Source organism: Lactiplantibacillus pingfangensis, from assembly GCF_005404945.1.
In the GTDB taxonomy this organism is placed as follows: domain Bacteria; phylum Bacillota; class Bacilli; order Lactobacillales; family Lactobacillaceae; genus Lactiplantibacillus; species Lactiplantibacillus pingfangensis.
Genome location: NZ_BJDG01000022.1, coordinates 21,540 through 40,093, shown reverse-complemented (window position 1 = coordinate 40,093; position 18,554 = coordinate 21,540). Strand labels below are relative to the sequence as shown.

Sequence of the window (18,554 nt, the reverse complement as noted above, 5' to 3'; positions counted from 1 at the left end):
AAAATGCTTAGTGCCGACGACGACTAACGAAAGCCCCGAGTATCCCGACTAAACTCACACCCAGCCAAACTAACTTCGACTGAGATTGTTCATTAGTTTGTGGCAAACGGGTCGGTGCTGCTTTTGCTGCCGCCAGGGTCAACCCAGCCTTAGCTGACTGCTGATTAGTCCCAGTTATCGGCATAGCCGTCAGTGGTTGCCCACCACCGGTCACATTGGGCTGCCAAGCCAGTTGATTGGTCGTTTCAGTGTTAAGGCTGTCATCTTGAACCTGATTTTCAACGTTGGGCTGAACCCGATAAACCCAGCTAATTGCCGTATCTTGACCAAATGTTCCCACAGTTGCACGTTGTCCTAAGACGTCATAACCTTGAATCGCCGGTGCAGTCGCGGCAAAGTTACTACCATAATCCCCCGTCAGAACCGTGTCCGGCATAATTTTTTGACCGTGTTCATCAACGTGCTGAATCACAACTTTCGAGCTTGTCACTTGATAAGTTACCGGCACCGTCCAGTCCGTCATCTCACCGGTAACCGCGACTGCGGCGACTTGCTGTTGATTAGCGGTATAGCCAACCAGTGTTGGGGTGTCCACCGCCGTAAATTGTGTCTGACCATCAGCCACGACGCGCCAATCGCCATAAGTCACTGCACCCGTCACTTGATCCACTGCCTTTGACCGTTCAAAAGTCACCTGCTGCGTGACTGCCTGCCCCGCTTGACGGCCATCGGCAAATTGATAAGTAATCGTCCGTTTAACCGTCTTAGTGTCAGTGCTCGTCACAACCGCTGGCTTCACTTGAATCATGAAATGGCTCGCCAGTCCCAGCGTTTCACCTTCACTATCATCTGAAACAATCTGGTAACCGGCAGCTCGCAAGCTAGCTTTCAAGCTGCTCGTATCTGCTGAACTGCCGTATTCTCCAGTCAAGTCACTAGTCTGAATCGTCTTGCCAGTACTCTGATCGACGACAGTCACCGTGGCTTGAACTTTGGCAGGGACATAGGTCACCGTCATATCCTCAATCTGACCAGCCGTAATCGTGACTGCCGGCACTGTACTTGTCGAGACATAGCCGGGCACATCCGGTAGTTGATAACTTGGCATTTCCGTCGCCGTGTAGGTTACAGCCCCCGTCACTAGGTCCGTATCTGTCGGGACCTGAACCGTTTGAACGACTGGCGCTAAATCGACACCATTAAAATTGATTTTACGTTGAACGGCCTGAGTCCCAGCAACATGTTTATGTCGTAAAATTACCGTGTAAGTCCCACCACTGCTACCAAATGTGGCGGGCAAATCACTACTACTGAGTTCATAATTATTTGGGACTGTCGGGGCAACGAGTTCACCACCAGTTACCCCGGTTACTTGCTTACTTGTGACCAAGCTATTTTGATTGTCCCCATCCAAATAATTAATGGTGGCGGTTTGCGGATCAGCCGTATAAGTCACATTGCCAACAATATCGTCCAGCGATGTCGCGGTCGTTAAGGTCCCAGCATTGGCATCTTGAGTGGCCGAATAACCAGCAACCGCAGGAATATCATAATCGTCAAACGTCAGCTGATAAGTGGTGACACCAGTCACTAGATCCTTAGTACCTTTTGCCATGATTGACTGTTTAATATCGGGAATTGCCTGTGGCGCACCGTTAAAATGAATTTCTCGGGTAATTGGTTGCGCCGCCACACTATCCTTCCCGTGGTAGAGCGTCCAAGAGATTTGCATGTCCCCATCACCTGCAACAACCTTCTGCGGACCATCATAACCAAACGTGGTGTAGCCTGGTTTCATATGATTAGATTGCCATATTAACGTGCCAATCACGGCACCAATGGCCATCTCCTCAGAAGTCACACTGATGACTTTATTATTATCATCACCATCCAAAACCGTGGTCGTCACGATTCGAGTAGTCGCGACATCGTCCCGCAGCAACGGCGTTGCCGTCGCAGGCGTCCCACTATTTTGCACCGCACTGGTATCGGTTTGGGTTGTCGCTGAGACATTATCAGCCTGTCCCCGAACCACTTGGCTGAACGTCGCTAATGAGAATGCCGCCCCTGTCATGACCATCACATTGACTAACTTTCTACCATCTTTGTACAATTTATAAGATTGGGTTGCGTGCCGCTTAGTTAACTGCTGGTTTTGCCAGTGCATCCTCATCACGTTCCTTTATATTGAATTTATTCTGTAATTACCTTTAACAAAAAAATATGATACACTAGTTTGTTGATTTTGATAAACATACTGAATCATTAAATATGTTTTTGGCAATTTGTTAACTTCACAATAATTATTGAAGCTCACAAAAAATACCACCACGACAATCGTCGTAAGTGGTATTTTAGTGGGTCTATTAGAATTTAAAGACTACTGAATCGTAATCTTGCCGGCATCATCCGCAACCTTTTTCGGCAAAGTCACGGTGAGTAAACCATCATTATAGTGTGCCTGAATCTGATCTTTGAGCACGTTTTTGAAACTAAACCGGCGTGTCAAATCCGCTGCCGGTCGTTCCCGATGCAACATCCGACCGTCGTCACCACGATTGGCGCCGTCAGTCGGTTGCGCGGCCCGAATCGTCAAGCACTCGTCAGCATAGCGTACCGTAATCGCGTCTTTATCATAACCGGGTAATTCAGCGGTCACCGTATAATCATCATCATGTTCAACCACATCAGTCTTCATAACTAAGTGGGCGTTCAAAACAGTCGTCACTTCACGCTGAAACTGTTTGAACATTGCAACTGGAACTAAGTCGTCGAGACGACCAAATAAGTGCTGGCGCATGTCCAAGCCCCCTATAACAAATTAGTTTTAGTAAGCCTCTTGGTGGATTGCAGCTGCCAATAATTCCAAGGCGTGATCACGTGTGCCAACTTGATCCATATTAAAGATAATGGAATCAATGTCGCCACCCTTAAAATCAAACTGTTCGAAATAGATGTATGGATCTTCACCTTCGACCTTCAAGAAAGCGGCTTCAATTTTTTGATCAAACCCTTCGGCCCAATCTTCATCAGCCATCTGCTTAAAGTCTGCGCTCGTCACGTAGCCGTTACTACGGATTAAATCCATCGCCTTTTTGACATCGCTGTCCTGATAAACCAATTTCTTCGAATCCTCATGAATCTTAGTTTTCGTTTCTACTGGCATCACAAAAGATCTCCCTTAACTTGAGTTAACTCTAGTTTAGCACCATTCCATGAAAACGTTAAACATCTTTATCTGATTGCAAATTATGGTGACAATCCTTATAATAATAGCTACTCAGCGTTATACTTTAAGTAACTAATTATATGAAATGAGGAATGTTTCTTTGGACAGTGGCCAGATAATATTAAATTTAGTCATTATTGTCATTACGTTCTGCGTTGCCGCTTTCTTTGTGGCCTGTGAATTTGCCTTAGTTCAGACCCGACCAAGCGCCCTCGAAGAAGAACAAAAAAAGCGTGATAAGCCTTCCAAGCGGATCGCCACTTCACTGCACATGGTACAAAATCTCAATGAATACCTTTCAACGACTCAAGTTGGGGTTTCGTTAGCGGGAATTATTTTAGGTTGGATTGGTGAACAAACGACGGAACACTTCGTCCTCCAATTGTTGGCAGTTTTCAACCTCTCAATCAGCACGTCAATTCTCCGCGGGATTAGTATTGTGCTCGGGGTGTTCATCTTAACTTACTTAGAAGTCGTTTTAACTGAAATCGTGCCGAAGAATATTGCGATTGATATGCCGCTCAAAGTCATGGCGGTCATTACGACACCACTGCGGTGGTTCCACGTTATCTTCTACCCCTTTGTGTGGTTGCTCAATACTTCTTCAACCGGTGTTGTCAAAATGCTTGGGATTCCAGTTGCGAATGAAGATAATGATGTTTACTCACAAGCCGAAATTTTGAACTTATCACGTAATGCCGTTTCCGGCGGTCAGTTAGACCGTGACGATTATTTGTATATGGAACGGGCTTTCGAATTTAACGATAAAATCGCTAAAGATATTATGATTGACCGGACTCAGTTGGTCGTCATTGATATTAACGATACCGTCAAACAAGCCATTCGGGTCTATTTACAAAAACGGTTCAGCCGTCTTCCCGTCGTGGCAAATAATGATAAAGATAAGATTCTAGGTTATGTTTACAATTATGACTTGATTCGTCAAGGCGAAGTTGATGACGAGATTCGTGTTAACAAAGTGTTACGCAATATCATCACGATTCCGGAAACCACGCCAATTCAAGCAATCTTGCAAAAGATGATTGATAAGCAAACACCAATCGTCGTCGTTGTTGACGAGTATGGTGGGACCAGTGGTATTGTGACCGATAAAGATATTTATGAAGAACTCTTCGGAACCGTTAACGATGAAATCGACAATGTTTCCACTGAGTACATCGAAAAACAAGCCAATGGGAACTTTCGGATTAGCGGTAAGATGACCTTGTATGATTTCGAACGCTTCTTCAAGACAGATTTGCAGGAGTTTGAAGATTCCGACGTGGTCACCTTAACCGGCTACATTTTGGATAACTTTCCAAAGATTCAAGCTGGAGATACTGTCCAGATTGCGGACTTCGACTTTAAAGCCTTAGACTTTGAAAATGCGTACATCAATTGGTTCGAAGTAAGTCGCCGAGAAACACCGGTACTTGCTGAAACCGATGATGATCCCGAAGCTTCCGAAAAATAACGATTTAAATTGAGTGCTGGTCATCATTGACTGACACTCAATTTTTATTTAGCCAATAACTTGGACTTATTCAGAGCGCTTACTAATAATTAAAAATATTTGTGAATCGTTTGCAAAACGCCTAGTCACAGCGTAAACTTAACGTACAAGTTAAGACAGAAATGAGGAACCAGTTGTGAGCGAAACCAACATCAATATTATTTATATTTCGATTGAAGGTAACACCCGCTCCTTTGTCACTGGCATGCAAGATTATGCCAAGACACAGCACGCAGCGGATGAAACCAATCCCCTAATCACTTTAAAAGAAATTACGGAACAATCCGACTTTGAAATTGAAACAAAACCCTATTTTGCCTTTGTCCCCACCTATTTAAACGGTGGTAACGGCATTGATAATGGTGTCACCGAGTTGATGACCAATGTGCTTGGCGAATATTTAAATTACGATCAAAACCCCGACTACTGTTTAGGTGTTGTTGGGAGTGGCAATCGGAACTTTAACGACCAATACTGTTTAACGGCGCGTCGTTATGCCGAACAATTAGACACGGACTTCATTGCCGATTACGAATTACGCGGCACTTCCGTTGACACAGAACGAATCTACAACGTCATGAAAGAACGGTTAGCGGCACTAACAGACTAACTCAGCAAGCGAGCGCTTATCGCTCGTTTTTTTTGCCCAATTTTTGAAGTATTGACAGCCTTCAAGCTTTAAATTCAGACAAAAAACGTTTCGAAATTGCCACAATCAACAATCTCAAAACGTTTTTTTAGGCATTTAACTTAAAATCACAAACAGAATCTTAAGTACTATTATGTCAATACCAGCCCATACAGATTAATTAACAGCAGCTACTTCCGGGCGAGCCAAATTAGGCTTAGTGAAGACAGGCAGAACCGTTGTGCCGTGTCAGTAAGATTAGCCGGTGTTCTTGGCCGCCTAATCTTACCGGGCGATTCTAAGACGTGGGTTATCGGCTTGGAATCGAAGTCGCAGACCGTCCTTTGGCTGCGGCTGCCCCGCATGGCACAACGATTCTGACTGACGGAGCGCTCACCACGAGCTTAGTTTCGGAATGACTGTTACTAGTTCTGCTCACGCCTCTTTTTAGTCTTGCAACTTTTAGCCATTTAATAATTTTTCATGCCGCGCACGAATCAACACAATTCCTAACGTGACTAACATCATCACCGTCACGACAATGAATAGCACTGAATAAGAGAACTGCGCAACCATCATCCCACCAAATAGTGGTCCAACCGCGCGCCCCATCGCAAGTGCCATGTTAAAACGCCCTTGGTACTTGCCCCGTTGTTCTGGCGCTGCCATATCATCAACCCACGCTGGCACAATTGGCAGGCCGATAACCTCCCCAATCGTTAAGACCACCATGATAATAATAAAATCAATATACTGACGCGCAAAGACTAGTCCTAAGAACGACAAAGCAAACAAGGTAATTCCGAAGGCCACTTGGGAGCCAATTTTAAATCGCTCGTTGAATAACGTGACCACTGGTTGACTCAAAATAATTAATAAGCCATTAATCGTCCAAACTTCGCTATACCGCCGGAATGGAATACCCAAATTTGTCATATGAACAGATAATAAGCTTTCCCATAAGGCATAACTCAAATAAATGGTAAAAATCATCAAACAAATGAGCCAAATTAATTGGCGCTTTCGCTTTGAAGTCGTGTCAGTCACAACCGTACCAGTGGTTTTTTCTGCCGGCTGACTGCTGGCAAGCCCAACATTGAAAGTGGTCAGGACAATGGCCAATAGTCCAATGTAACAAGCTGTTGTCACCATAAAGACGACACTGATGCCTAAATCAAGCAGATACCCCACCAACAAAGTCCCAATCACGACCCCAACGTTCAAGGCGAGATAAAGCATATTAAAGACATACCGGTTGGATTTGGTAGTCACGGTGGCGGCATAAGCATTAACGACTGTCATACTGATTCCATCACCAAAGCCAACAATGATTAGCCCAGCGGCATATGGGATCAAGCTGTGCCAAAAAATCAGTGCGGCTAAGGTGATCGTTGATATCATCACACCTAAAATAGCGGTCCAATACGGCTGCCAATGATCAAACAACCGGCCACCGACATAATTACCGAGAATCATCGCCAGCGACATACAAAATAAAACAATCCCCGAAAATGTCAAAGTTTGCTTCAAATAATTGTGCATGTAGACCGTTGTTAACGGCCACATAAATGCTGCGCCGGCATTATTGAGCAAATTTGCTAACAATAGCCACCGCAGCCGAACTTCCTTTTGCATTCATTTCACCTAAATTTTTCTAGTCTTGCCGTTCAATGTTCGTCATCTTTAACGGGTCAACCCAATGATCAAAATCAGTCGCAGTCACATAACCACTCTTGAGTGCGGCGACGCGTAACGTGCTCTCATCTTTTTCAGCCAATTGTGCAATTTCAGCCGCATGATGGTAGCCAATATGCGGTGATAGCGCCGTGACCGTCATCAACGATTGATCCACCAGCTCACGCATCCGCGTTTTATTGACCGTCAAGCCAGCCACTAACTTGGTTGACAAACCAGCCACAGTTCCGCTCAACAGCGTGGTTGATTCCAAGAAAGCGTCAATGATAACCGGCTTATAGACATTCATTTCAAAGTTTCCTTGACTAGCGGCAAAACCAATCGTGGTGTCATTTCCCAGCACCCGTGCCGCTGCCATCGTCAAAGCTTCAATCTGGGTTGGATTCACTTTGCCGGGCATAATCGAGGAACCTGGTTCATTCGCCGGAATCGTTAACTCGCCGTAACCGGCACGCGGACCGCTGGCTAAAAATCGAATATCATTCCCAATTTTAACTAAATCCATCGCCAAGGTTTTCAGTGCGCCATGCACGACAGTCAAACCTGAGTGTGCTGCTAAGCCAGCAAAGTTATTTGGGGTTGGCACAAAGTCAAGCTGATAAGTTCCGGCTAACAGTGCAATCGCCTTGTTAGCAAAGTCTGGTTGCGTATTCAAGCCAGTCCCAACTGCCGTCCCACCAAGCGGTAATTCCAGTAAGGTGGGCGCTAATTGCATTAAGTAATCACAGTCATGCTGCAACATGCTGATCCAGCCACTCACCTCTTGGCCAAATGTCAACGGCGTGGCGTCTTGCAAATGAGTGCGCCCAATTTTGACCGTCCGCCAATACTTCTTTTCCTTCACCGTTAACGCGGCGATTAACGCCTGCGTTTCGGTGATCACGGGTTTTAGTGCCAGTGACGCCGCAATCGCCATCGCCGTTGGAAAAGTGTCATTGGAACTTTGCGATTGATTAATATCATCATTCGGCAAGACCGGCGTTTCTGGGGAAATTTTAGCCGCAACATGCGCTAAGACTTCATTAACGTTCATATTTGTTTGCGTCCCCGAACCAGTCTGATAAACATGCAATGGAAAATCAGCCATCAAGTGTTCATCATCCAATGCTAATAATTGCCGAACTGCCTGGCTAATCACAATCGACTTCGCCGGCGACAAGGTTTCAAGCTCTTGATTCACTTCTGCCGCAGCTTGTTTAATTTGCAATAGCGCCCGAATGACCGCCACCGGCATTAAGGGACCGTTGGGAAAATTGTGCCGACTGCGTTCTGTCTGGGCACCCCAGAGCGCCGTTGCTGGAATTTGCACAGCGCCTAATGTATCTGTTTCTTCACGAAATGTTGTCATTATCAAGTTTCTCCCCTTATGGCTTATTTTTTAAGCTAATCTGGTAAACATTATTTCTTAGTATACTCCGACCATCCGCGCCGGCCTAGTAAAGCGGCCAAAATAATACCGACTGATTCATTTCGATTCCCGGTTAAATTAATTAGTAACTGAAGGAAAGCAATTAAAAAATTATCATTTTCATAAACCTAATGTCGACATGCTCGTGTGATGATTGCTATAATAATTTTAAGCGCTGTCAGGCAGTGCTAATTTAATGAATGGCGAGGTGCGCAATGGCAACAACTAGTTTTGGTTTAGCGCCAGGCTTTTTAGTCATTTTGCTGATCTGGATCTTTCAACGGGTTCGGATGCCCAAAATGCGCTCATTAGCCGGCTACATGTCACGGCGAGCAATCAAAAATGATGAAACTTGGCAATACGCCCAACATGTTTATACGCTGTTTGGGATCGAATTGTTCACGATTTTATTAGTTGGCGCTGTTTGGGGTGGCCTGTTCAACGTTCACTGGCTTCAAAGTATCAATTTACAAGCGATGGGATTGGCGGTCGCCCTGATCTTACAAAACGTCGCCACCGAGCGAGAACTCAGACGCCAATTTCCAACGGACAAACCTGCCAAGCATTAAGAGTGCGTTATAATTGACCGCTGTTTGAAATTGCTTAATATTAGTAATAGTAGCTTTTACAATTTTGACTTAAATTCTAACTAAACACCGTATTTTATATTCTAGTAAAGAAGTGAAATTGATGAGTAAAGAAAAAATTGCCTTGTTCACCATTTTTGGTGGTACTGGGGATCTAGCCCAACGTAAGCTCTACCCTTCGTTATTTAAACTTTATCAAAAAGGGTACTTGCAAGATCATTTTGCGGTCATTGGCACTGCAAGACGGCCTTGGACCGATGAACATTATCACGAAATCATTGCGGATTCACTGGCAAGTTTAAAGGCTGATGCCGCAACTGTTAAAGCGTTCGCGAGTCATTTTTATTATCAATCACATGACGTCACGGATGCCCAACACTATGTCACCTTAAAGCGTTTATCAGAAACGCTGGATGCCCAATATGGCTTACAAGGGAATCGGATTTTCTATCTCGCAATGGCGCCAAACTTTTTTGGCACGATTGCTCAACATTTGAAATCAGAAAACATCTTGACCGACAACGGCTTCAATCGCGTCATCATCGAAAAACCTTTTGGTCACGATTACGAAAGTGCCAAGGTACTTAATGATGAGCTTACGGCGACCTTTGATGAAAACCAAGTTTATCGGATTGATCATTATCTGGGCAAAGAAATGATTCAAAATATTTCTGCAATTCGTTTTGGCAATAATATCTGGGAATCGCTGTGGAATAACCGCTATATTTCAAACGTTCAGATTACGCTCAGTGAAAAACTTGGTGTTGAAGAACGCGCGGTTTATTATGACAACAGCGGTGCGTTACGTGATATGGTCCAAAATCACATCTTACAAATTCTCAGCCTATTGACGATGGATCAACCGGTTGAATTTACTGAAAATGATATTAACATCGAAAAGGTGAAAGCTTTACGGAGCTTACGTCCTTACACCCCAGCAGAAGTTGCAGATAATTTTGTTCGTGGCCAATATGCCGCTGATGGTGATGTTAAAGACTACCGTTCAGAAGATAAAATCTCCCCTGAATCCACAACGGATACCTTCGTGGCTGGTAAAGTCATGATTGATAATTTCCGCTGGTCTGGTGTGCCATTTTATGTTCGAACTGGGAAACGTTTAGCCGACAAGTTCACTCGCATTGACGTTGTGTTCAAACGGCCGATCGTAAACATTTTCAATCATGATAACAATGCCTCAGATTCAACCAACGAATTAGCCCCAAATGTTTTAACGATTAACGTTGAACCGACAGAAGGCTTTGAGTTACGCATGAATGCGAAATGCATTGGCCAAGGCTTCGCGACTACGCCAATTCAATTGGATTATGACCACGATTCTGAAGCAACCGCAAATAGTCCGGAAGCCTACGAACGTCTCTTGCACGATGCGTTGAATGGTGATGCCACTAACTTCACACATTGGCAAGAAGTGGCCTACTCATGGAAGTTTGTTGACGTCATCCAGAAGTACTGGGATGAACATACGCCGGACTTCCCTAACTATCGTCCCGGAACAATGGGACCTGCCGCTTCAGACGAGTTATTGAAGCGCGATGGCAATGAATGGGTTTATAAAGATAACTAATCAAGTTAACTAAATGAGCGTGTGCCAAAAGGCGGTTTGCTACCAAGCAAAAACCTTTTGGCACACGCTTTTTGTGGATCTTCTAAAAAGTAAAACAAAAATCGTGGTAGGCGCTCCGTCAGGCTTAATAGCTGATCATATATTATTCAATCCTAACCGGAAGCGACAGCCATTAACTAATCTATAAGGACTGATCATTAACATAGTGAAGCTTGCTCGCAAATTTCAGCTTTCAACTTTTAGCCGCTTTCTAAAAATACAGTTCAAGCAACGTGTCGATGTTGTTTGAACTGTATTCTAATTTATCTGCTAAAGGTTGCAAGTACAAAAAGACTCGTGAACAGGCCTACATCAGCAATAGTCCGGCTTAAACTAGTTCGTTATACGATGCCCAGCCAAACGGTCTACGACTTCGGCACAACACAATGATTCCATCTCCGCTAAGCTTAATCAGCTGAAGGTTGGGACTGATAACATCGGTCGTGATGGTGGCGTAACATCGGCTGGTTTTGGCCGACGTTACGCCACGGACGGACCGGCACACTTGCGCTTTTTTGCAAGGGTTCCGGGCGAGGTCCAAGACGTGCTTGGCTTGGACCGGTCCCACGACCGCATGTTATTAGTCCCAACCGGAAGTGACAGCCAATTGAAAAAGATTCACTAATTATTTTTTTCAATTTGTGCAACAAGTTGTTCACAGGTGGTCACTAACATCGGAATGGCAACCTTCAACGCGGCCAAACTTAACGCTGTAAATCCCAACAAATAGTAATCAGGCGTGGGCATATTTTCCCAGTTGGAGTCTAATGGATAAATCCGAATTGATTGCTGTTGCAACGCCGCCATCAGATCAGCCTGCGGAATTTTCGGGATTCGGATAACTAAATGCAGGCCAGCACCAGTCAAAATCGGTTGAATCGCCGTCGTCTTCGACAATAATTTTGATAATAACTGATACTTCTGGCGATTCAGCGACCGACTACGACTTAAGTGTCGATAATAGGCCCCACTTTCAAAATAATTGACCATCGCTTGCTGAACAAGCCCAGCGACCATGGCCGAACGATATTGGTAGCGTTGATGATAGCGCGCTAATAACTGTTCCGGTAAAACCACATACCCCATTCGTGAGGTTGGATCAATCCCCTTGGCGAAAGTTCCTAAGTAGGCCACCTGGTCTGCGGTCGCCAATGACTGCAACGCCGGCAACGGATGGGCATCATAGCGATACTCACTATCGTAATCATCCTCAATAATGAGGCAGCGTTTTTCGGCGGCCCATTGTAACAAATCTAAGCGCTGTGCGATGGGCAGACCGTAGCCTAATGGGAATTGATGCGCCGGTGTCGTGTAAACCGCTTGCGGCCGTTCTCGCTTTAGCACGGCCAAATCCAAACCGACAGTTGTCACTGGAATCCGAACCGTCTGCTGATCATACCCCGCGGCTAAGGCGGTTAGTCCGCGGTAACCAGGATTCTCAATACCAACCGTCCCTGCCGGTAATAAACTCAATAATAATTCTAAGCCTGATTTGGGCCCATTTGTAATCACAATTTGGTCCGCTCGACACTGTACCCCACGGGTCTGACGCAAAAACGTGACTAGTTGTTGTCGCAATTTGAGCAAGCCTTGCGCATTTGGGTACAACGCGGCTGGCTGTTCCTCCGTTTGGCGCAAAGCTGCCCGCACCGACTTTTTCCAGCCATTCCAACTTGGCGTCAAAAGTTCAGTGACACCATAACGAAAATCATATTTGACTGGTAACACGGGTGATGCCGCAATCATCGCTGGCTTTGCGCGTTGCGGGGACGTTGGCCAATGCTGCAGCTCATTAAAATAATAGCCACTACCGGGAATCGTATAAACATAGCCTTCTGCAATTAGCTGGTCATAAGCTTGTTCCACCGTTGTTTTTGAAACATGCAGATTCTGCGCCTGTTTTCGAATCGACCATAATTTTTGATTAGCAGACTTTTGCGGGTCATAGCTCGCTTTCAAAAGCTGGTACAACTGTAAATAGAGTGGCGTAGTCGCCTGACGATCCAAAGGCACGCTCAACTGTCCTTTCATTTTTGACGAAACTGTCACTTTTAATCAAGTCAATTATTGATTATTATAACTATTAATCATGATGAAAGGAAGTTTTAACATGACTGATACCAATCAAATTATTAAAAAAATTCAAGTTTCCGGGATTCGGCGTTTCGATGAAGCCATCAGCGATATTCCGAATATTATCAAATTAACGGTCGGCGAACCCGATTTACCGACACCGGAACACATCAAAAAGGCTGGTATTCAGGCGATTCAACATGATTTCAGTCATTATTCACCCTTAATGGGCTTTCAAAAACTACAAGTTGCGGCCAGCCAGTACTTCAATCAAAAATACGGCCTAACCTACGCGCCAAGTGAGATTATCGCCACAGTTGGTGCAACCGAGGCTGTGGCAACCGCGTTACTCACACTTTTAAATCCAGGTGACAGCGTCTTATTACCGACACCTAGTTACACCAGCTATGCACCGGTCGTGGCGATGGCCCACGCAACCATTATTCCGATTGACACGACTACCAGTGGTTATAAATTAACGCCAGCGATTTTGCTGGCGACCATTCAAGCGAACGCTGGTCAACGGTTAAAAGCCATCATTTTAAATTATCCAACCAATCCAACTGGTGTCACTTACTCCAAAGCAGAGCTGATGGCGCTAGTGGCCGTCATTCGCCAAGCTGGTTTAATCGTAATCAGTGATGAAATTTACAGTGAAATTACTTATGACCAGCCTCACACCGCACTAGGAACCTTATACCCTGAAAAGACCATCACCATCAATGGCTTTTCAAAATCACATGCGATGACTGGCTGGCGTCTGGGTCTCATTATGGCCCCACAAGAATTGATCAATGAAATGAAAAAGACGCATCAATATCTGGTGACCTCAACGAGTTCAATTAGCCAAGTTGCTGGCATTGAAGCCTTAACTAATGGTTTCGACGATGGCCCCCATATGCGCGCCATTTATCAAAAGCGTCGAGACTATTTAGTCGCCCGCCTGAGTGAAATTGGCATTAATTACGTCTACCCTAGTGGTGCCTTTTATTTATTCGCCCAAGTTCCCGCAAGATTTCAAGGGACGAGCTGGGATTTCGCCACGCAATTAGCCCAAGAGGCTCAAGTTGCCGTCATTCCCGGTTCGGCGTTCGGCTCAACTGGCGAAGGCTGGTTTCGAATCAGTTATGCGGCCAGCCAAACCGCGCTACGCGAAAGTATGAATCGGCTCGCAACTTGGCTCACTGACTTTGAAGAAGCGTAATTTGGAGGTTATTAACATGAAATTTACACAGGCAACAATTATGACGGCAATGGTTACCCCATTTGATAATCAGGGTAACGTCGATAACGACCGTTTGGCAAACTTGATTGATTATTTGCTCGCTCACCATACCGAAGGACTCTTGGTCGGTGGAACCACGGGTGAAGGTCCAACACTGACCGATGATGAAAAAATCGCCTTATTTCAAAAGACCGCCACGTTAGTCAACGGTCGCGTCCCCATCATGGCAAATACGGGCACTAATAATACCGCCGCAACCATCGCCTTCACGCGCCGTGTCAGTCAAATTGTCGGCATCGACGCCGCTTTGATCGTGGTGCCACCTTACAATAAACCCGACCAGACCGGCATGATTGCCCACTTCACCGCAATTGCAAAAAAAGGTGGCCTCCCAATCATGATTTATAACATTCCTGGTCGCGTCGTCGTTAAGATGACTGTGGAGACAGTGTTAACCTTAGCCAAACAGCCAAATATTATCGGCGTGAAGCAATGTACGACCTTGGAAGAATTGGCCGCAATCGTTGAACACGCACCTGCTGACTTCAACGTTTATACCGGCGAAGATTCACAAGCCTTAACGGCCAAAGTGCTAGGTGCCCAAGGCGTGATTTCCGTCGCAAGTCATGTTTTAGGTGACGAGCTTGCCGACATGTATGCCAACCTTGACCACGGTGATTGGCAGACTGCCGGCCAGTTACAACGCCAATTAATGCCAAAGATGGCGGCCTTGTTCAGCGCCCCTTCACCGGCACCAGTAAAAGCTGCCTTGAACCAAAAACAAATTTTAGTTGGCTCACCGCGTTTACCAATCTTGCCATTAACGGCAACACAACAATCACAGCTCATGGCACAACTTGGCTAAATAAAATAACCGTCATAGAACAGCCCCACGACATTGCGTCGTGGGGCTGTTGTTTGCTTTCATAACCGTGGTTGCCAAAAACTGTTAAAATGAACTTAACTTGTTTTTTAGATAAAAAGTAAAATATTTATGTTGATATATTTTACTTTTGGATTATAATCGAGGATATAAATATGACAACTAAGCGTGAATTAAATGCAAAAGCCCATCAACAAGCAATCTTGACCGTAGCCGCACAACTTTTTAAAAAAGATGGTGTTCAAGCGACTAGTATCACCACGATTGCTCAGCAAGCTGCTGTTTCAACCCGAACACTTTATAAATACTACGCTAACAAGAATGAACTTGCTCATGCGGTTTACCTAGCCGATATTGATGATGGAATTGCGACCAATCTCGCAATTTTGCGGGACACTCAATTGGACTTTGAAGCCAAATTAACGAAAATCATGACAACCCAAATTAGCTTGAGCCAGCAACTACATCCTGATTACATTCGTTTTGCCGCCGATGACTTTCAAGGAAAGACTGGTCATCCGGAGACTGGTCCGACCTATCTAAGCAAATTGGATCTTTTTTGGTCAGAGCTTATTGATTTAGGTATTCAAAGCGGTGCCATTAGTCAACAGCATTCACCTGCCGCGATTCGCATTTACATTCAAGCCTTCTTCAACTTAGGTCAAACGACCATTACCGATCAGCACGTTCTGAAAGACTTGACGCACTTGTTCTTTTACGGTTTGAACGGCCAGTTAACGACTTAGTTGTCAATTTAAATCTATGATTTCGAGGTGGTTGGCATGCTAACCATTGATCAGCTTCAAAAAAGCTATCCGAATTTTAAACTAAACTTATCACTCACACTTCCCACAGGAAAAATCAGCGGGATTTTAGGGCCTAATGGTGCTGGAAAATCAACCTTCTTCAAATTGCTTTTAGGACTGATTACACCCGACCAAGGCCAGATAGTGATTGAAGAACAACCGTTCGCGACTTGGCTAGCGGCGCGGCCGGACAACATTAGTGCCACTTTTCCAGATAGCGGCTTCAATGAAACCCTTAGCATTACCGAAATTAGTCAGCTACTAACGGCTTTTTATCCAGCCTTCGTCAGTTCAGATTTCTTAGCTACTTGCCAACAACTTAATTTGCCATTAAATCAAGCAACTAAGACCTTCTCAACTGGCATGCAGGCCGAACTGAAAGTATTAATTGCCCTCGCACATCCGGCCAAGCTACTCATTTTGGACGAACCGACAACTGGACTTGATGTGGGCACACGTCAAATTATTATTCAGTTGATTCAGGATTATCACCAACATTATCCCGAATCAACTATCCTGGTGAGTTCACACATTGCCAGTGATATTGAAGCATTGGCTGAGCAGACGGTGATTATTACCGACGGCCAGTTAAAACTTCAAGCTAGTCTGCGTGATATTCAACAACACTATGGCTTGTTTTCTGTCTCTCAAACGGTCTTTTCACAGTTAGACCGGACTAAGCTCAGCAAGCTTGGACAACAGGCCGATCAAGTGACCTGTTTGACCGCTGATCGCCAAGCGTTTGCAGCGCTGCCGACACTAAAAACGCCGACAATTGATGACTTATTACTCGCATTTACGGCAACGACTAAGGCGGTGATTAACGCATGAAAGGCTTATGGTTACAAGATTATTATCTTTTCAAGCGCCAACGCTTAGCTGCGGTGATCACTTGGCTATTGGCAACCGGTTGTCTGTTCGGCTTTGGGTCTTGGGGCATTGAGATTGGCATGAGTCTCTTTGCCATTATGCTAAGTATGCTGACCCTCACTCTCCTGACTGCCAATCAGCAAAATCACGGCTTAAAGTTTTTACTGACGTTGCCCGTCGCTAAAACAACCTACGTCCAACAAAAATATGAGCTGTTACTAGGTCAAGTAACTTTTTCAATTTTACTGATGACTGGGACCGCTTGGGGACTGGCAACCTTGCTAAACTGGCGGTTAACCCTAACGAGTATCTTCCAACAAGCTTACTTAGTTGGCGTATTAATTCTGGCATTGCTACTAGTCTTAGTGCCTTATCAGCTCAAACACGGTCCCACCGCGACACAAACTTTCATGTCCGTCGTCGGCGCACTCGTCGCTGCAATTATCGGTGGTGGCTACCTCAGTGTTCAACGGACCACCTGGGGGAAAAACTGTTTTAACAATATCGTCACTGCAATCGCCCAACATGGTCCGACAAACTTACTGTTGGTCATCACTGGTCTAGTTGTGTTGCTCCTAGGTTACTCGTATTTTCGGAGTCTCGCAGCAGTCAAGCACCTAAACTTCTAAAATAATCGTTTTATCGTAACAAAAAAGAATTCCTAACCGCTCATCCGGTTAAGAATTCTTTTTTAATTATGCTTCAACAGCGTCTTTAATTGGTGTCTCACCATTAATCAACGCAATCGTTTTACCAATTGTCTGCGCGGTTCCTAAAGCCTTCACCGCAAATGTGGCGACATCATCACGGGTAATTTCACCACCAACGCCAGGATTAACGGTGACCTTGCCAGTACCGGCATCATTCACTAATGTCCCAGGTTGTAAAATCGTATAATCTAACTGAGTCCGCGTCTTGAGCCATTCATCCGCATAATATTTTGCGACATAGTATGGCTTCAATGAATTTGGCCACTTGGCTCGATCAGCGGTAAATTCAGCACTAATGATCTCATAACGCTTAACTTGTGCTAACTCCGCCGCTTGCATCGTTTTAACTGCCCCATCAAGATCAATCATGAGCGTCATATCATACCCAGTTTGACCACCGGAACCAGCAGCAAACACAATCGCATCCATCCCTTTGAACGCCGCTGCCAATTCGGCTGGTTGTTCTAATAAATTAAAGCTGACCGGCTGTGCACCAGCATCTTCAAACGCTTCTGCCTGTTCTGGATGACGAATTCCAGCAAAAACTTGATCACCTTGCGCGACCAATTTAGAAACAATCTTCTTACCAATTTGACCATGCGCACCAATAACAAATACTTTCATCTGCGTCACTCCCAGTGTTTGATAAGTCTTATTATAAAGCTAAACCAAATAGAATTAATACTAATCTGTTTTTCAATTTGTCACAGTTCGCCAACAGTTCTATAATAATTAACATTAATTTATTTTACGAGAGAGGGATTTGTATGACAAAATACGTCCGTCAAGCCACGACAACCGATTTACCCGCAATGATGGCCATTATTGAACAAGGTCGCCAAGCGCTATCGGCCGATCAGATTCCACAATGGCAAGGCCCCTATCCAGCAACCAGCGATATTCAACAAGATATTGACGCCAACCGGGCTTGGTTATTAATCGTTGACGGCAAAATTGCCGGAACAGCAGCGTTATTAACAACAGCAGATCCAAATTATCAGCAGATTTATCAAGGCAACTGGGCAGGCGCAGCTGACGCTAGCTATACGTCAATTCATCGCATCGCCATTGCAAGTGGTTACCATGGGCAACACTTGGCTGATACCTATTTTAGCAATTTAATGACGATCAGTTACCAAGCCGGTTTTCGCCAAATCCGAGTCGATACTCACCGTTTAAATAAACGGATGCAACATATCATCACTAAAGCCGGCTTTGCCTATCGTGGGATTGTCTATATGGCCAACGATGCAACTGATCAACGTAATGCCTATCAAGTGATGCTCTAAAGTTGGTTTTAAGA

General features: G+C 44.9%; 17 protein-coding genes. 10 read left to right on the top strand and 7 right to left on the bottom strand.

Annotated elements, in window-relative coordinates:
* Window positions 1–7: 7 nt before the first annotated feature.
* The 3 genes from FFM74_RS10340 to FFM74_RS10330 form a co-directional block, all read right to left on the bottom strand.
* Window positions 8–2,167, bottom strand: coding sequence for a mucin-binding protein (locus FFM74_RS10340; protein ID WP_171000718.1), 2,160 nt, complete (start codon window positions 2,165–2,167; stop codon window positions 8–10).
* Between the two features lie 213 nt (window positions 2,168–2,380).
* Window positions 2,381–2,800 carry an Hsp20/alpha crystallin family protein gene (locus FFM74_RS10335; RefSeq protein WP_137626558.1) on the bottom strand — a complete coding sequence of 140 codons (420 nt, stop codon included), beginning with the start codon at window positions 2,798–2,800 and terminating at the stop codon, window positions 2,381–2,383.
* A 27-nt stretch (window positions 2,801–2,827) separates the two neighbouring features.
* Window positions 2,828–3,169, bottom strand: a complete 342-nt coding sequence (locus FFM74_RS10330; RefSeq protein ID WP_137626557.1) for a hypothetical protein — start codon at window positions 3,167–3,169, stop codon at window positions 2,828–2,830.
* A 160-nt stretch (window positions 3,170–3,329) separates the two neighbouring features.
* Between FFM74_RS10330 and FFM74_RS10325 the strand changes: the two genes are divergently transcribed.
* Complete coding sequence (locus tag FFM74_RS10325; RefSeq protein ID WP_137626575.1) at window positions 3,330–4,703, top strand: hemolysin family protein; 1,374 nt, start codon at window positions 3,330–3,332, stop codon at window positions 4,701–4,703.
* Window positions 4,704–4,878: 175 nt separating this feature from the next.
* The gene (nrdI, locus tag FFM74_RS10320) at window positions 4,879–5,352 is read left to right on the top strand and encodes a class Ib ribonucleoside-diphosphate reductase assembly flavoprotein NrdI (protein WP_137626556.1); all 474 of its coding nucleotides are present in this window, start codon (window positions 4,879–4,881) and stop codon (window positions 5,350–5,352) included.
* 480 nt (window positions 5,353–5,832) lie between these two features.
* On the opposite strand, the gene FFM74_RS10315 is transcribed toward nrdI, so the two are convergent.
* Both FFM74_RS10315 and FFM74_RS10310 read right to left on the bottom strand, forming a co-directional pair.
* Window positions 5,833–7,005 carry an MDR family MFS transporter gene (locus FFM74_RS10315; RefSeq protein WP_137626555.1) on the bottom strand — a complete coding sequence of 391 codons (1,173 nt, stop codon included), beginning with the start codon at window positions 7,003–7,005 and terminating at the stop codon, window positions 5,833–5,835.
* Between the two features lie 19 nt (window positions 7,006–7,024).
* Window positions 7,025–8,413, bottom strand: coding sequence for a class II fumarate hydratase (locus tag FFM74_RS10310; protein ID WP_137626554.1), 1,389 nt, complete (start codon window positions 8,411–8,413; stop codon window positions 7,025–7,027).
* Window positions 8,414–8,688: 275 nt separating this feature from the next.
* On the opposite strand from FFM74_RS10310, the gene FFM74_RS10305 reads away from it, so the two are divergent.
* Both FFM74_RS10305 and zwf read left to right on the top strand, forming a co-directional pair.
* Complete coding sequence (locus tag FFM74_RS10305; RefSeq protein WP_137626553.1) at window positions 8,689–9,042, top strand: hypothetical protein; 354 nt, start codon at window positions 8,689–8,691, stop codon at window positions 9,040–9,042.
* A 121-nt stretch (window positions 9,043–9,163) separates the two neighbouring features.
* A complete protein-coding gene (zwf, locus tag FFM74_RS10300; RefSeq protein ID WP_137626552.1) occupies window positions 9,164–10,645 on the top strand; it encodes a glucose-6-phosphate dehydrogenase in 1,482 nt (493 codons plus the stop codon).
* Window positions 10,646–11,305: 660 nt separating this feature from the next.
* Here zwf and pdxR read toward each other — a convergent pair.
* A complete protein-coding gene (gene pdxR, locus FFM74_RS10295) occupies window positions 11,306–12,715 on the bottom strand; it encodes a MocR-like pyridoxine biosynthesis transcription factor PdxR (protein ID WP_137626551.1) in 1,410 nt (469 codons plus the stop codon).
* 79 nt (window positions 12,716–12,794) lie between these two features.
* On the opposite strand from pdxR, the gene FFM74_RS10290 reads away from it, so the two are divergent.
* The 5 genes from FFM74_RS10290 to FFM74_RS10270 all read left to right on the top strand — a co-directional run bounded on the left by FFM74_RS10290 (window position 12,795) and on the right by FFM74_RS10270 (window position 17,170).
* Window positions 12,795–13,961 carry an aminotransferase class I/II-fold pyridoxal phosphate-dependent enzyme gene (locus FFM74_RS10290; RefSeq protein ID WP_137626550.1) on the top strand — a complete coding sequence of 389 codons (1,167 nt, stop codon included), beginning with the start codon at window positions 12,795–12,797 and terminating at the stop codon, window positions 13,959–13,961.
* A 16-nt stretch (window positions 13,962–13,977) separates the two neighbouring features.
* Window positions 13,978–14,847, top strand: coding sequence for a 4-hydroxy-tetrahydrodipicolinate synthase (gene dapA / locus FFM74_RS10285; protein ID WP_137626549.1), 870 nt, complete (start codon window positions 13,978–13,980; stop codon window positions 14,845–14,847).
* A 173-nt stretch (window positions 14,848–15,020) separates the two neighbouring features.
* The gene (locus tag FFM74_RS10280; protein WP_137626548.1) at window positions 15,021–15,611 is read left to right on the top strand and encodes a TetR/AcrR family transcriptional regulator; all 591 of its coding nucleotides are present in this window, start codon (window positions 15,021–15,023) and stop codon (window positions 15,609–15,611) included.
* Window positions 15,612–15,647: 36 nt separating this feature from the next.
* On the top strand, window positions 15,648–16,502 hold the full coding sequence (locus FFM74_RS10275) for an ATP-binding cassette domain-containing protein (protein ID WP_137626547.1): 855 nt from the start codon (window positions 15,648–15,650) through the stop codon (window positions 16,500–16,502).
* Window positions 16,499–17,170 carry an ABC-2 transporter permease gene (locus FFM74_RS10270; RefSeq protein ID WP_137626546.1) on the top strand — a complete coding sequence of 224 codons (672 nt, stop codon included), beginning with the start codon at window positions 16,499–16,501 and terminating at the stop codon, window positions 17,168–17,170. Before FFM74_RS10275 ends, FFM74_RS10270 begins: the two co-directional genes overlap by 4 nt.
* A 66-nt stretch (window positions 17,171–17,236) precedes the next feature.
* Here FFM74_RS10270 and FFM74_RS10265 read toward each other — a convergent pair whose 3' ends face one another.
* The gene (locus FFM74_RS10265) at window positions 17,237–17,875 is read right to left on the bottom strand and encodes an SDR family oxidoreductase (protein ID WP_137626545.1); all 639 of its coding nucleotides are present in this window, start codon (window positions 17,873–17,875) and stop codon (window positions 17,237–17,239) included.
* Between the two features lie 143 nt (window positions 17,876–18,018).
* On the opposite strand from FFM74_RS10265, the gene FFM74_RS10260 reads away from it, so the two are divergent.
* Window positions 18,019–18,540, top strand: coding sequence for a GNAT family N-acetyltransferase (locus FFM74_RS10260; protein ID WP_137626544.1), 522 nt, complete (start codon window positions 18,019–18,021; stop codon window positions 18,538–18,540).
* Window positions 18,541–18,554 lie beyond the last annotated feature (14 nt).